The 14372-nt window shown below is 64.8% G+C and carries 12 protein-coding genes; 9 read left to right on the forward strand and 3 right to left on the reverse strand.

Translation table 11 applies throughout. From position 1 onward, the window contains the following. Positions 1–227: 227 nt before the first annotated feature. Together QX010_RS20360 and QX010_RS20365 are read left to right on the forward strand one after the other, a co-directional pair. Positions 228–812 (forward strand): CoA-binding protein, encoded by a 585-nt coding sequence (locus QX010_RS20360; RefSeq protein WP_315799670.1) that lies wholly within the window; start codon positions 228–230, stop codon positions 810–812. Between the two features lie 225 nt (positions 813–1037). After that, on the forward strand, positions 1038–2321 hold the full coding sequence (locus QX010_RS20365; protein ID WP_316181470.1) for an O-acetylhomoserine aminocarboxypropyltransferase: 1284 nt from the start codon (positions 1038–1040) through the stop codon (positions 2319–2321). Between the two features lie 229 nt (positions 2322–2550). On the opposite strand, the gene QX010_RS20370 is transcribed toward QX010_RS20365, so the two are convergent. Next, complete coding sequence (locus tag QX010_RS20370) at positions 2551–2745, reverse strand: hypothetical protein (protein WP_315799668.1); 195 nt, start codon at positions 2743–2745, stop codon at positions 2551–2553. 313 nt (positions 2746–3058) lie between these two features. Here QX010_RS20370 and QX010_RS20375 point away from each other — a divergent pair, with 313 nt between their 5' ends. The 6 genes from QX010_RS20375 (at position 3059) to QX010_RS20400 (ending at position 11078) form a co-directional block, all read left to right on the forward strand. Then, positions 3059–3394, forward strand: a complete 336-nt coding sequence (locus QX010_RS20375; RefSeq protein WP_316181472.1) for a hypothetical protein — start codon at positions 3059–3061, stop codon at positions 3392–3394. An 80-nt stretch (positions 3395–3474) separates the two neighbouring features. Then, the gene (locus QX010_RS20380) at positions 3475–6213 is read left to right on the forward strand and encodes a DEAD/DEAH box helicase family protein (protein ID WP_316181474.1); all 2739 of its coding nucleotides are present in this window, start codon (positions 3475–3477) and stop codon (positions 6211–6213) included. After that, a complete protein-coding gene (locus tag QX010_RS20385; RefSeq protein ID WP_316181476.1) occupies positions 6213–7700 on the forward strand; it encodes a restriction endonuclease subunit S in 1488 nt (495 codons plus the stop codon). The genes QX010_RS20380 and QX010_RS20385 overlap by 1 nt, the downstream gene beginning before the upstream one ends. Further along, positions 7684–8106 (forward strand): hypothetical protein, encoded by a 423-nt coding sequence (locus tag QX010_RS20390; RefSeq protein WP_316181478.1) that lies wholly within the window; start codon positions 7684–7686, stop codon positions 8104–8106. The genes QX010_RS20385 and QX010_RS20390 overlap by 17 nt, the downstream gene beginning before the upstream one ends. After that, positions 8099–9607, forward strand: a complete 1509-nt coding sequence (locus tag QX010_RS20395; protein WP_316181479.1) for an ImmA/IrrE family metallo-endopeptidase — start codon at positions 8099–8101, stop codon at positions 9605–9607. Before QX010_RS20390 ends, QX010_RS20395 begins: the two co-directional genes overlap by 8 nt. A gap of 13 nt (positions 9608–9620) precedes the next feature. Then, on the forward strand, positions 9621–11078 hold the full coding sequence (locus QX010_RS20400) for a class I SAM-dependent DNA methyltransferase (protein ID WP_316181481.1): 1458 nt from the start codon (positions 9621–9623) through the stop codon (positions 11076–11078). A gap of 703 nt (positions 11079–11781) precedes the next feature. Here QX010_RS20400 and QX010_RS20405 read toward each other — a convergent pair. Further along, positions 11782–12870 (reverse strand): COX15/CtaA family protein, encoded by a 1089-nt coding sequence (locus QX010_RS20405; RefSeq protein WP_316181483.1) that lies wholly within the window; start codon positions 12868–12870, stop codon positions 11782–11784. Positions 12871–12972: 102 nt separating this feature from the next. On the opposite strand from QX010_RS20405, the gene QX010_RS20410 reads away from it, so the two are divergent. Then, entirely contained in the window at positions 12973–13194 is a 222-nt protein-coding gene (locus QX010_RS20410) for a DUF2842 domain-containing protein (RefSeq protein ID WP_315799662.1), read from the forward strand. Here QX010_RS20410 and QX010_RS20415 read toward each other — a convergent pair whose 3' ends face one another. Beyond that, positions 13195–14256 carry a polysaccharide deacetylase family protein gene (locus tag QX010_RS20415; protein WP_316181485.1) on the reverse strand — a complete coding sequence of 354 codons (1062 nt, stop codon included), beginning with the start codon at positions 14254–14256 and terminating at the stop codon, positions 13195–13197. Positions 14257–14372: the final 116 nt, after the last annotated feature.

Raw genomic sequence — 14372 nt, forward strand, 5'->3', positions numbered from 1 at the left:
CTCTCCGCCGTCATCGCGAGCGCAGCGCCGCGATCCAGAGTCCCACCCGAGCCCCTGGATTGCTTCGTCGCTGTCGCTCCTCGCAATGACGGTTTCAGCAACTTCGTCATTCCGGGGCGATGCGAAGCATCGAACCCGGAATCTCGAATTGGTCGAACTCAGCTCGAGATTCCGGGTTCGCCCTCCGGGCGCCCTGGAATGACGGCAACTAATAGAAGCGCGAGCCCATGAATCACGACACCTACCCCGACGACTACATCCGCGGCATTCTCAACGGTGTGAAGGTGATCGCGATGGTCGGCGCCTCGCCGTCCGAGATCCGGCCGAGCTTCTTCGCCTTCAAATATCTGGTGCAACGCGGCTACGACATGATCCCGGTGAATCCCGGCCATGTCGGCAAGAGCCTGATGGGCCGCCCCTTCGTCGCCTCGCTCGCCGACATCGGCCGCCCGATCGACATGGTCGACATCTTCCGGAGCTCGCAGCACATCATGCCCGTCGTCGACGAGGCGCTGAAGCTCTCACCCTTGCCGAAGGTGATCTGGATGCAGCTCGGCGCGCGTGACGATGCGGCGGCCGAGAAGGCCGAGGCTGCCGGGCTGAAGGTCGTGATGAACCGATGCCCCAAGATCGAGTATGGCCGGCTGTCGTCGGAGATCTCGTGGATGGGCGTCAACTCCCGCACCATCAGCGCCAAGCGCGCGCCAATCCCGACCCAGGGCATGCGGCTGTCGCTGAACCGCACCAGCGTCGGCGGCGGCGCGACGGCCGCGGCCGACCGCGCCGCGAAGGACAGAAGCGATCCTACCTGACGCATCTGCGAAAGGAACGTGTCGCGACGACGGCGCGACACAGCAGCGCATTTCAAATCGGAGCGATCGGCGACGGCAGCCTTGACGCCATCCTGGCCGCTGGCAAATGTCCTCCGCCGGGATGACGCGGAGGCGCACGATGCGCGCTATCGACACCGTCCCCCATCATCGATCCCTGCGCCAGCTGGCGCCGGCGCGCAACGGATCAAGCCAAGAGGAAACACCATGACCGAACGTCCCCCGGGATTTGCCACCCTCGCCATTCACGCCGGCGCCCAGCCCGACCCGACCACGGGCGCGCGGGCGACGCCGATCTACCAGACCACGTCCTTCGTGTTCAACGATGCCGACCACGCCGCCTCGCTGTTCGGGCTGCAGGCGTTCGGCAACATCTACACCCGCATCGGCAACCCGACCAACGCCGTGCTGGAGGAGCGCGTCGCCGCGCTCGAGGGCGGCACCGCCGCGCTGGCCGTTGCCTCGGGCCATGCCGCGCAGGTCGTGGCGCTGCAGCAGTTGCTGGCCCCGGGCGACGAATTCATTGCCGCGCGAAAACTCTATGGCGGCTCGATCAACCAGTTCACGCACGCGTTCAAGAGTTTCGGCTGGAACGTGGTGTGGGCCGACACCGATGACGTCGCGAGCTTCGAGGCCGCGGTCTCGCCGCGCACCAAGGCGATCTTCATCGAGTCGCTCGCCAATCCCGGCGGCACCATCACCGACATCGAGGCGGTCGCGCAGGTCGCGCGCAAGGCGGGCGTGCCGCTGATCGTCGACAATACCTTGGCCTCGCCCTACCTGATCCGCCCGATCGATCACGGCGCCGACATCGTGCTGCACTCGCTGACCAAGTTCCTCGGCGGCCACGGCAACTCGATCGGCGGCGTCATCGTCGATGCCGGCACCTTCGACTGGGCCGGCGGTGGCGACAAATATCCGATGCTGACGCAGCCGCGTCCCGAATATCACGGCATCCGCCTGCACGAGACGTTCGGCAATTTCGCCTTCGCGATCGCCTGCCGCGTGCTGGGCCTGCGCGATCTCGGCCCCGCGCTGTCGCCGTTCAACGCCTTCATGATCCTGACGGGCATCGAGACGCTGCCGCTGCGCATGCAGAAGCACTGCGACAACGCCAAGGCGGTCGCCGAATATCTCAGCAGGCATCCCGCCGTGGCGTCGGTGAGTTACGCCGGCCTGCCCGAGGACAAGTATCACACGCTCGCCCGCAAATACTGCCCGAAAGGCGCCGGCGCCGTGTTCACCTTCTCGCTCAAGGGTGGCTACGATGCCGGGGTCAAGCTCGTGTCGAACCTGAAGCTGTTCTCGCATCTCGCCAATGTCGGCGACACCCGCTCGCTGGTGATCCACCCGGCCTCGACCACCCACAGCCAGCTCGACGATGCCGCCAAGATCAAGGCCGGCGCCGGCCCCGACATCGTCCGCATCTCCGTCGGCATCGAGGACAAGGAAGACCTGATCGCCGACCTCGAGCAGGCGCTGAGCGCGTAGGCGTGTCGGCAGCTGCGCTGAACGTGCGGCGATCTCAGACGCGAGTTGCACACGCATATCGCCATCGACGTCATGCCCGGGGCTTGACGAACGGCTGAGACCGAGATGGCGATCCGGGCCTCGAAAACAAAGAGAGCGCGACAGGCCTCCCCTGGCCTTCCGCGCTCTCTTTCGTCCCACGGTCATGCCGTTGCCGGCGTCTCGGACCGCGCCCTCGTTAACTCCGGATCTAGCTCAGCAGCACCAGCAGGCTCGCCTGCGCGGGGCTCGTCAGCGGAAGCGCGGCGGTCGCGATCGACCGGCGCGCCGTCAGCGCCTGGCGACAGGCGGCGACCTCGTCGGCGATGGCAAGATGCGGTTGCGACGCTTCAGTCCTGGACAGCAGCCTGAGACGTGCGGACGCCGACATCACGATGACCGACATGCGCGAACCCTTCTGGTCTGACACTCTGATGGAAATGCAGCAGAGATTTTCATCCCGGACGCAGACAGTGCTGGTTTGCGTCCAGCCGGCCTTCAAAATCGCCGGCACCCGTAACCTTGCACCCGCAGAACTTAACAAAAGCTGAAAAAGCCCGTCCTTCTACGGGTGATTGCAGCCCCGTTCCGCGCGCTGGAAGGTTTTCGTTAACCATACAGGGCCCATCCTGCCGGCCATGGAATCGCTCCGGTGCAGCCAACAGCACCGATGTCGCATGGCATCACGCCGGCCGTCCCGGAGCTGCAAGGAGAGCAGAATGCGAACGTTGGTGATCATGATGCTGCTGGCGGCCATCGCGGCGAATGGCGTCGTGCTCGCAGCCGACCTGCCGGCCGTCCACGACAAGCTCGTCCACTACAAGGCCCGCCGCGCCGTCAAGGCGCCGCCCACAATCGTCGTCGTCAAGGACCAGGACTCGCTGATCTCCCCGATGTGGCCCTCCACGCCGCTGCTGCTCGGCCGCCAGGAGCTGCCCGGCTATTACGGCCGCGCCTTCTCCTACGACTATCAGGGCCCCTATTACGGCGGCGAGGGCTACACCAATTACATGTTCCGCCTGCCTTATACCTGCGGCGTGTACGGGTATTGTTGAGGCGCCGAGCCCCCCTCAAATCCGCTTCTGCCAACAGCAAAGCTCTTCCGGCGCAGCTCCGCTTCGCCTAGAAGTTGCTCATGGAGCATTCTGCCTTCCATCCAGAGGACAAGGCGCGGTCGCTGATCGACCGGCAATTGCTGGCGTGCGGATGGCTGATCCAATCCAAGGATGAACTGAACCTCGGCGCGGGCATCGGCGTCGCCGTGCGCGAGTTCCAGACCGATTCCGGCCCGGTCGATTATGGCCTGTTCGTAGGCCGCAAGCTCTGCGGCGTGATTGAGGCCAAGCCGGCGGGCACCACCCTCTCCGGCTTTGCCGAGCAGGCCTCACGCTATATCGCCAGCGTGCCCAAGCATCTGGTCCGCGCCGAAGGGCAGGTTCGCTTCGAATACGTGGCCTCCGGCACCGAGACCCTGTTTCGCGACCACGCCGACCCCGACCCGGCCTCCCGCCGGGTGTTCGCCTTCCACCGTCCGGAGACGCTGGAGCGCTGGCTCAAGGAGCCCGCCACCTTGCGCGGGCGACTCCAGGCGATGCCGCCGGTCATCACCGACGGCTTACGCGCCTGCCAGAGTGACGCGATCTCGGCGCTCGAAGCCTCGATGCGGCAGAACCGCGCCCGAGCGCTGGTGCAGATGGCGACCGGCGCCGGCAAGACCTTCACGGCCTGCACCCTGTCCTACCGCCTGCTCGCCCATGCCGGCTTCCGCCGCATCCTGTTCCTCGCCGACCGGGCCAACCTCGTGCGCCAGACCCGCGACGAATATCTCGCCTTTCGCCCGCCCGGCACCGGCCGCTCCTTCTCCGAAATCTACAACGTGCAGAAACTCGGCGCCGCCGGCCTCGACAAGGACGCTCAGGTCGTCATCGCCACCATCCAGCGGGTCTATTCGGTCCTGACCGGCAAGGAGCTGGCCGAGGAGGAGGAAGAGGCCTCCTCGTTTGAAACCGCCCGCGCGGACACCGAGCGCCTCGTCGCCTACAACCCGGCGATCCCGATCGAGAGCTTCGACCTCGTCATCACCGACGAATGCCACCGCTCGATCTACGGCACCTGGCGCCAGGTGCTGGACTATTTCGACGCCTTCATCGTCGGCCTCACCGCGACGCCGGCGCTGCACACCCTCGGCTTCTTCGGCCGCAACCTGGTCGCGCAATACCCGTTCGAGCGCTCTGTGGTCGACGGCGTCAATGTCGGCTTCGACGTCTTCCGCATCAGGACCGAAATCGGCGAGCGCGGCAGCACGGTGAAATCCGGCTATGAGATCCCGGTGCGCGACAAGCGCACCCGCGCCCAGCGCTACGAGACGCTGGATGCCGACTTCACCTACACGGCCGCCCAGCTCGACCGCACGGTGCTCGCCACCAACCAGATCCGCACCGTGCTGGACGCCTACCGCAACGCGCTGTTCACCGAGCTGTTTCCCGGCCGCACCGAGGTGCCGAAGACCCTGATCTTCGCCAAGGACGATCACCACGCCGAGGAGATCACGACCATCGTCCGCGACGTCTTCGGCAAGGGCAACGACTTCGCCAAGAAGATCACCTACAAGACCGACGGCGCCGACCCGGAAGGCCTGATCCGCGCCTTCCGCAACGACTACAATCCGCGCATCGCCGTCACCGTCGACATGATCGCAACCGGAACCGACATCAGGCCGCTGGAGGTCGTGATCTTCCTGCGCGACGTCAAGTCCGAGCTGTATTTCGAGCAGATGAAGGGCCGCGGCGCCCGCATCATCTCGCCTGACAAGCTGCGCGAGGTCACGCCCGACGCCGACGCCAAGACGCGCTTCGTGCTGATCGATGCCGTCGGGGTCACCGAGAGCCTGAAGAGCGTGTCGCAGCCGCTGGAGCGGCAGCGCGCGGTCTCGTTCGACCGGCTGATCGACGACATCGCCGCCGGCCGCCGCGACGACGACGCCTTCGCCACCCTGGCCGGCCGGCTCGCCGCGCTCGACCGCCGCATCGGCGACAAGGATCGCGCGGCGATCGCCAAGGCCTCCGGCGGCCTCGACCTCCACGGCCTCGCCAGCCGCCTGCTCGATGCCATCGATCCCGACGTGCTGGCCACGCGCGTCTCGCCCGAGGCGCCCGAGCCGGAGCAACAGAAGGTGCGCGACACCGCCAAGGACGAGGCCGCCGCCGTGTTCGACGATCCGGCGCTGCGGCGCCTGTTGAAGGAGGTCAAGGCCGCCGCCGACATCCGCATCGACACCATCTCGGTCGACGCCGTCGTCTCCTCCGGCTGGGACGAAAAGAAGGCCACCGACACCATCGCCCGCTTCCAGCGCTTCCTGGCCGAGCGCCGCGACGAGCTGACCGCGCTGCAGATCCTGTATCATTTGCCCTACGCCCAACGCCGCCTGACCTACGAGGCCGTCGACGAGCTGCGCGAGGCGCTGAAACGCCCGCCCTGGCTGCTGGAACCGCCGGACATCTGGCGCGCCTACAAGCGGCTCGCCGCCGACAAGGTCCGCGGCACTCCCGCCGGCACGCTGGCTGACATCGTCATGCTGGTGCGCTATGCCATCGGCGAGGCCGAGTCGCTGGAACCACTGTCTTCGCTCGTCGCCGGCCGCTTCAACCTCTGGCTCGGCCGCGAGGAGAAGGCGGGGCGCAGCTACAGCGACGCGCAACGCAACTGGCTGATGGCGATCCGCGACCATCTCGCTGTCAACATCGAGGTCAGGCCCGAGGATTTGATGGAAGCCCCCGAATTCACCGCCCGCGGCGGCATCATCCGGGCCCGCGCGCTGTTCGGCGCACGGCTGCCCGCGCTGCTGGATGAGATTACGGACGCGCTGGTGGCGTGATGGATGTAACGACTTCCATAACCGCAGTCGGCACTCCTAGCGGAGAAGTCCGACGGGAATTGCCGGAGAGTTGGTCTTGGATCCCGCTCGGTGAAATCGTCGAAATTCACGACCACCGCCGTCGCCCAATCAAGGCACAGGACAGACAGACGCGGATTCAAGGAAAATCCTCGGCTGAGCTATTTCCCTATTACGGTGCAACAGGCCAAGTCGGTCTGATCGACGGATTTCTGTTCGACTTTCCTGCAATTCTTCTGGGCGAGGATGGTGCACCATTTCTGGATCGTCAGCGAGCGAAAGCTTACGCGGTCGAGGGCAACTACTGGGTGAATAATCACGCCCACATCTTGACACCAAAAGGCTCCGTGCTTGCTCGATGGCTTCTTCATTCACTCAACTTCGTAGATTATGAACCGCATGTCGGTGGGACGACACGCTTAAAGCTAACCAAGGGCGATCTTGAGCAAATTCCCATTCCTCTCGCTCCGCTCCCCGAACAGCGTCGCATTGTCGCGCGCATCGATGAGCTGTTTGCCGAGATCGCTGCAGGCGAAGCCGCACTCGCCGACGCGCGCAAGGGCCTCGAAACCTTCCGCCGCGCGCTGCTGAAGGCGGCGGTCACGGGTGAATTGACCAGGGATTGGCGAACGAACCAACCAACATCGGAATCCGGCGACGATGTTCTCAAGCGGATCGGGAAGAACGCTGCATCCAATGGCCGCAAGCGTCGGATAGCGAGTGCGGCCCAACTGGACACCTCCGATCTGCCGACCCTTCCCGAGACGTGGTCGTGGGCGCAATTGGGAGAACTCGGCGAAATCGTTGGAGGCATCACAGTAGATAAGAAGAGAAAGCCGGAAACTGCTGTAACGGTACCCTATCTGCGAGTCGCCAACGTCCAGCGCGGACACATCGACCTTTCGGAAGTAAAGTCGATCGTTGTAGAGCGGACTTCCGCTGAGCGACTGCGGCTACAGGAAGGTGACTTGCTCCTCAACGAGGGCGGGGATCGAGACAAGATTGGGCGGGGCTGGGTGTGGGATGGAAGCATTCCGGACATGATTCACCAGAACCACGTTTTTCGCGTCCGTCTCAACGACAAAGCTCTAAATTCCTACTTCGTATCTCACTACGCAAACGAGCTCGGACGCCGCTTTTTTGTCGAGCAAGGGAAGCAGACTACGAACTTGGCCTCAATCAGCCTTAGCAAGGTGATGACACTTCCTGTTCCGGTTCCTCCGCCTGCCGAGACAGAGGAAATTGTCCGTCGTGTCTCCGAGGCATTGTCAATCGCCGACGACACTCTCGCTCAACTCGACGCCGAAGCCGCCGACGCTGCACGCCTGGAACAGGCGATCCTCAAGTCCGCCTTCGAAGGCAGACTGGTGCCGCAGGACCCCGCCGACGAGCCGGCCAGCGCGCTGCTGGCGCGGATTGCGCCGCCAACGAGCGGATCGAAAGGGAAGCGCCGTGGCCGAAAAGCCTAAGACGTCGCCCTATCGCGGCTCCAATAAGCATAAGAACCGCCCAGCGAACGGCCGCAAGGGAACGCTCTGTCCAGAGTGGACCCATAAGACTCCTGACGGCGGCTATGGCAACGACCCATTCAACCACAATTGGCTCAAAACAGTTGCTCATCAATTGTTTGAAGAAAGCAAACCCGACCCCGACGGCTCTGGAAAGCGTTACGCAACGCTGCGCGGCATCGCCTTTGCCTCGCAAAAAACCGATGACGGCACGTGGCACGGCTATCCCGAGCCTTGGAACAAGGTCCCGTCGGAGTTGAAGGACAATTGGCTGCAGCAAGGTAAGGTGACGAAACGAGAACTAAAGCGCTATAGTGGTGTTTCCGAGCAGAATGTGAGCTGGGCACTGGATAGCGACGATGAGTGATTTCCAGGAATTCGGTGATCCCGACCGGTTCGCGATCGCGATCCGGTGGACACGCGATTCAGAGCCGCGCGAGCGCCGGCCTGCGGCGCATGGCTGGTCCATGGGAGACCTGAAGCTGACTGTCGCCGGCAACGTACTGACGCACAACAGGCGCGGCAAGGGCCATCAAGGCCATGTCGGCTGGTACCTGTCTCCGTTCTTGGACTGGCTCGCATCGAACTGGGTCGATTTGCTGCAGGAGGAAGATTTCAGCTGGAACGAGCGCAGCGGAGCGCCTGCGGTCGCCACTTGTCGGCGTGCGCTGAACAGATTGATCGGCGCAACGGATTCAAAGGGTCGACAGCAATACAAGGACATCCAGGACTGGTACTTGCGGCATGCGATGCGCAGCGCTTCGGAGGGCGGCTTGTTCCCCGACCTGTTCATCCGTCGCTATGCCGACGACATCGAACTATCCTGGTCGTCGGACCCACCGGTGTTTGCCCCCGAAGGCTTTGCCTTCGTGGCAGAACCCGGGGTCGCTCGCTTCGCCGTCGAAGATGTCGCCCGGCCACTGCTGGGAGCGCTCGACTGGGCCGCAACCAATCCACCCGCCGCACTCGAGGGCCGCGATGTAGAAAGGTGGAAGGCACTCTCGACCAAGATTTCGGCGCTCGGCAAGATCGAGGCAAGCGAGTTCGAACGCGCTTACGTCAACGCGCATATTTTGGACGAAGCGAGAGCCTGCCTGGAACGGATCGGGCGAACCGAGTTGATTCAGGAGCATTTCACGCCTGAGCAACCGTTTCTGACGGAGTTCTCACCCGCGGTTGCGATGTTCGGTGGGGTCAGCCCGAGCCTCGGTTCGAGCGACATCGCACATCTTTGCCAAATCCTCGCCGATCATTCTCCCGGACAGGACACGGCCGGCCTGTCGGCGCTGGTCACGGGGCGGCAAAATGCTCCGCTGGGCGTTCCGCATCAGGACGGCTATTCGTTCGCCGAAGACCTGCTGGGCGAGCTGAGCCTGCCATCCGATCAGGATTGGATCGACATCCGAACGATCGTCAAAGATCTCGGCATTGAGGTCGTTGAGCGGGATCTCGAAACCAACAGCATTCGTGGCGTCGCGCTTGCCGGCGCAACCGTCAGCCCGACGATCCTGATCAATACGAAGCACATCTACAACACGGAAGAAAACGGCAAGCGCTTCACTTTGGCGCATGAGCTCTGTCATGTCATCTATGATCGGACGCGCGCGCGCCGGGTCACCCATGTCAGCGGGCCATGGGCCCCGCCCGGAATCGAGCGCCGGGCGAATGCCTTCGCCGCCTACATGCTCATGCCGAGAGAATTGGTGATGCGCGAATGGCAGCACGCCAAGATCGATCGCGAGTTCGTGTCGACATTGGCCCGACGCCTACACGTCAACGAGTCCGCCCTGATCGAGCACATCTACAATCTCGATTTGATCGACGAGCTCGATCGAGAGCGGCTGCGCACCGAATTCAAGACCCATTAGGCCACCTCACGTCATGAACCCGCAAACCCTCGTCGCCAAGGTCTGGAATTTCGCGCATGTCCTGCGCGACCAGGGCGTCTCCTACCAGGCCTATATCAGCCAGATTTCCTATCTCCTGTTCCTCAAGATGGACGAGGAGCGCGTCGAGCTGGTGGGCGAAGCCTCGATGCTGCCGAAGGGCGCGCATTGGAGCGACATCAAGGACCTCGCCGGCGAGGAGCTGAGCGCCACCTACGCCAAGCTGCTGGAGACGCTGTCGCGCCAGGGCGGCATCATCGGCGCGATCTTTCTGAAAGCGCAGAACGAAATCCAGGACCCGGCGAAGCTGAGGCGGCTGGTCGGCCTGATCGACGGCGAGACCTGGCTCGGCCTGTCCGTCGACGTCAAGGGCAGCATCTATGAGGGGCTGCTCGCCCGCAACGCCGAGGACGTCAAATCCGGCGCCGGACAGTATTTCACGCCGCGCCCCCTGATCGAGGCGATCGTCGAGGTGGTCGATCCCAAGCCGCAGCAGACCATCCACGATCCCGCCTGCGGCACCGCCGGCTTCCTGCTCGCCGCCTGGGATCACATGAAGAAGCACGCCAGCGCGCGCGACCGCGGCGTCTATTCGGCGCTGAAGAACAAGTTCTCCGGCGTCGACATCGTCCCCGAGGTGGTGCGCCTCGCCGCGATGAACCTCTATCTGCACGGCATCACCGGCGTCGAGTCGATCGTCGAGGCCAAGGACGCCCTGCTCGGCGCCGGCGGCAGGACCTATGACGTGATCCTGACCAACCCGCCGTTCGGCAAGAAGCAGAGCTACCGCATCGTCCGCGACGACGGCGAGATCGACAGCGAGCGCGACGATTACGACCGGCAGGACTTCTTCGTCACCACCTCGAACAAGCAGCTCAACTTCCTGCAGCATATCATGACCGTCCTGAGCGCCAACGGCGAGGCCGCCGTGGTGCTGCCGGACAATGTGCTGTTCGAAGGCGGCGCCGGCGAAACCATCCGCCGCCGTCTCCTGCAGAACTTCGATTTTCATACCCTGCTGCGGCTCCCGACCGGCATCTTCTACAAGCAGGGCGTCAAGGCCAACGTGCTGTTCTTCGACAAGCGTCCGCCCTCCGAACAGGCCGCGACCAAGGAGCTGTGGATCTACGACCTCCGCACCAACCAGCGCTTCACCTTGAAGGAGCGGCCGATGGTGCGCGCCGATCTCGACGATTTCGTCGCCTGCTATCATCCGGGCGCCAGGGCCAAGCGCGTCGAAACCGAGAAGTTCAAGCGCTACCCGCTCGCCAGCCTGCTCGCCCGCGACAAGGTCAATCTCGACATCTTCTGGCTCAAGGACAATACGCTGGATGATCCCGACCTGCTGCCGCCGCCCGACGAGGTCGCGGCCGAAGTGGTCGAGAGCCTGCAGACCGCGCTGGACCGCTTCCGCAGCGTCGCGAAAGCGCTTGGGGAGCCTGGGGCAGCCTGATCGGACCTCTCCGTCAGTTGAGATCCGCAGATAGACCAGTCGTCCCGGCGCCGATGCCCGTCGTGCCAAAGTGCCGCAGCAGAGCCCTTGCCAACTTCGGCAAATCAGCATATTCTTCGTTTGTTCCTGTCCAGCGAGGGGCGCTTCCGGATCGTCCAGTTGCGTAGGATTGGGAATGCGGTGGACGTGGCGGGCCGTGCGTGGACGAAAGTCTGCGCGGACGAGCGGTCGGTCATGGACGGCGAAATCGCGTGGTCCTGGCGCCCCGGTGCTGGCGCCAAGTCTTGTGTCGGTGCTTTCAGCATCGCGCGAGGTGACGGGGGCAAGACAGCCGGTCCCCGGGGAGATCGCGTATAAGCGTTAAAACCATCGCGCGGGGAAGGCCGGGTGTTTCCAGGCCGTACCTGTGGTGACCGCCGCGTGCTTTTTTCTTTGCACGCGGGCCATGGGTGCCGGCCAGGCATCCGGCCTTCCCCGCGCCCTCGCGTTTTTCGGGGGTGAGTTGATCGGCATAGCTCGGCGCACAAGCGCGCGAGGATGAGAGTTCATGTCTTCACGGTCGGCGCGCGAGCGCAGCACGATGGCGGACGACGAAGTCACAAATGTCTCCACGTCATTGCGAGGCGCAGCGACGACGCAATCCAGAATCGTGGGCGGGACTTCGGATTGCTTCCCTCGCAACGACGGAGAAGAGGCCGTGCCCCTACCCCGCCTGCCCCGCAGCCACCGCCGCTTGCGGCACCGCGACCGCAGCCACGCGCCGCGGCGACAGGCGTTCGGCCTGCAGCACGGCGAGCGTCAACACGATGATGGCCGTGCCCTGATGCAGCAGCGCCAGCGAGATCGGCACCAGCGCGAGCAGGGTGAGAATGCCGAGCACCGCCTGCATCAGGATCGCCGCCAGCAGCCGGTGCGCGCCGCGCACGACGTTGCGGCCGGCGCCGGCACGCATCACGTCGAAGGCGTGCCACGCCGCCAGCGCCAACAACGTGTAGGCGGTCATGCGATGCATGAACTGCACCGTCAAATCGTTCTCGAACAGATTGATCCACCACGGCGAATGGATCCACAGATGGGCCGCCTTCGGGATCAGGCCGCCGTCGATCTCGGGCCAGGTGTTGTAGACGAGGCCGGCGCGCAGGCCCGCGACCAGCGCCCCGAGATAGAGCTGCACGAAGGTGATTCCGACCAGCACCCAGGCCGTCAGCCGCAGCCGCGCCGGCACTTCGGCCTCCTCGCGCGGCGCGAGCCGCCGCAGGGTCCAGACGATCGACGCGTAGATCAGCAGCGCCAGCGCGAGATGCGTCGCCAGCCGGACCGGCGCCACCTCGGTGCGCTCGGTGAGGCCCGATGCCACCATCCACCAGCCGACCGCGCCCTGCAGCGCGCCGAGGCCGAAGATCAGCCACAGCCTGCGGCCGAGCGGCCCGGAGACCGCGCCACGCCACAGGAACCACAGGAACGGCAGCAAATAGACCATGCCGATGACGCGGCCGAGCAGCCGGTGGCTCCATTCCCACCAGAAGATGGTCTTGAACTCGTGCAGGGTCATGCCGGCGTTCATCTGCCGGTACTGCGGAATGGTCTTGTAGGCCGCGAAGGCGTCGCTCCAGGCCTGCTCCGTCAGCGGCGGCAGGGTGCCGGTGACCGGCTTCCATTCGACGATCGACAGCCCGGATTCGGTCAGCCGTGTCGCGCCGCCGACCAGCACCATCAGCGCGATCAGGCCGGCCACGACGAGGAGCCAGATGCGGATCGCGGCGAGATCTGTCGTGCGGGGAACCGTGGTCATGGATGTTGAACGCTCGATTGAACCGGGGCTGACAGGCCCTTATAATCCCGACCAAATCGCGCGCAAGCCGCGCCGCCCCCAGCCGAGGCTGACAATCCCGTCATGACGATCCGCACCCGCAAACTGATCGGCGCCGTCGCGCTGCTCCTGCTCGCCTTCGCCTGGTCGATGATGGGCATGGTGATGGCGCAATTTCCCCTGATCGCCAATTCCGGCTGGCTGCAGGCGGTGTATTACGTCGTCGTCGGCATGGGCTGGGTGCTGCCGGCGATGCCGATCGTCAGTTGGATGCTGCGCCCCGATCGGGAGCAGCAGCAGGGCTGATCAGCCGAGATCGAGCTTCGACGGCTGCGCGACTTTCTCCCGCGGCAGGGTCACCCCGGCCATCAGCACCTTCAGGGCGCGCAGCGAGCGTGAGCGGCCGTCCCAGGCGATGCGCGGCAGCATGTGCAGATGGGTGCGGCCCTCGCTCTGCACGACGCCTGACATCGCCGAGGCCGCGCTGACGAAACCCGCCTGCTCCGCGAGCACGACATCGCTGCGGCGGAACGAGGAGCGGTCGCCGAACGGATACGCCATGTGCCGGACCGGGCGGCGCAGCGCCGTCTCCAGCACCGCCCTGCCCATCGTGATCTCGCGCTGGGCGTCGGCATCCCTGAGATTGGCGAGCACGGGATAATGCACGGTGGCACTGCCGATCGTGACGTTGGGGTCGGCGGCGAGCCGGGCGATGTCGGCCCAGTCCATCGCGGACTCGCGGCTCAGCGCGGTGAGATCGACCGAGTGGCGCGAGCAGAGGTCGCGGATCGCGATCGACAACTCGGCTGGCGGCAGCTTGCGCAGCCACGCCGAAAGATACGCGAACAGCTCGTATTTTTCCGCCGGCGTAAACACGTTGAAGCGCTGCTCACGATGATCGATCACGAGGCTGATGCGGGCCTCGCGCGCGATCACGGCCTCCAGCGCCAGCCACCAGGCTTCGCCGAGCCCGTCAGGAAAGGCCGAGGGCACGTAGACGGTGAACGGCACGCCGTGGTGGGCGAGCACCGGATAGGCGTGCTTGATCAGGTCCTTCGCGGCGCCGTCGAAGCTCAGGCAGGCGAAGCGACGGCTGTCGGGCAGCCGGACCGACCGGTCGCAGGCCTCGTCGAGCGAGACGATCTCGTAGCCCCAGCGCTTCAGCGCCCGGATCACCTTGTCGAGGAAGACGGGCGTGATCTCCGCGCATGTCAGCGGCTGGAACGCGCCCTTGCGCCGCGGCCGCACCCGCTCGAACCGCAGCACGGCACCGGCGCCGGCCGCGGCTCGCGAGGCGAGCAGCGTGCGACCGCTGAAATAGGCCAGCTCGAGCCGGGCGCTGCGCAGCCACCTGTTGTCCGACGACAATTCCCGCGCCCCTTCCGAAAATCCCACTTGAAACCAGACCGTCTGCGCCCACCTGATGCGGACAGACCATGGCGCGATCGCGTCATGATCACCGCCATCCGATGACAGCGATCATC

This window comes from Bradyrhizobium sp. SZCCHNRI1009 (assembly GCF_032487575.1).
In the GTDB taxonomy this organism is placed as follows: Bacteria; Pseudomonadota; Alphaproteobacteria; order Rhizobiales; family Xanthobacteraceae; genus Bradyrhizobium.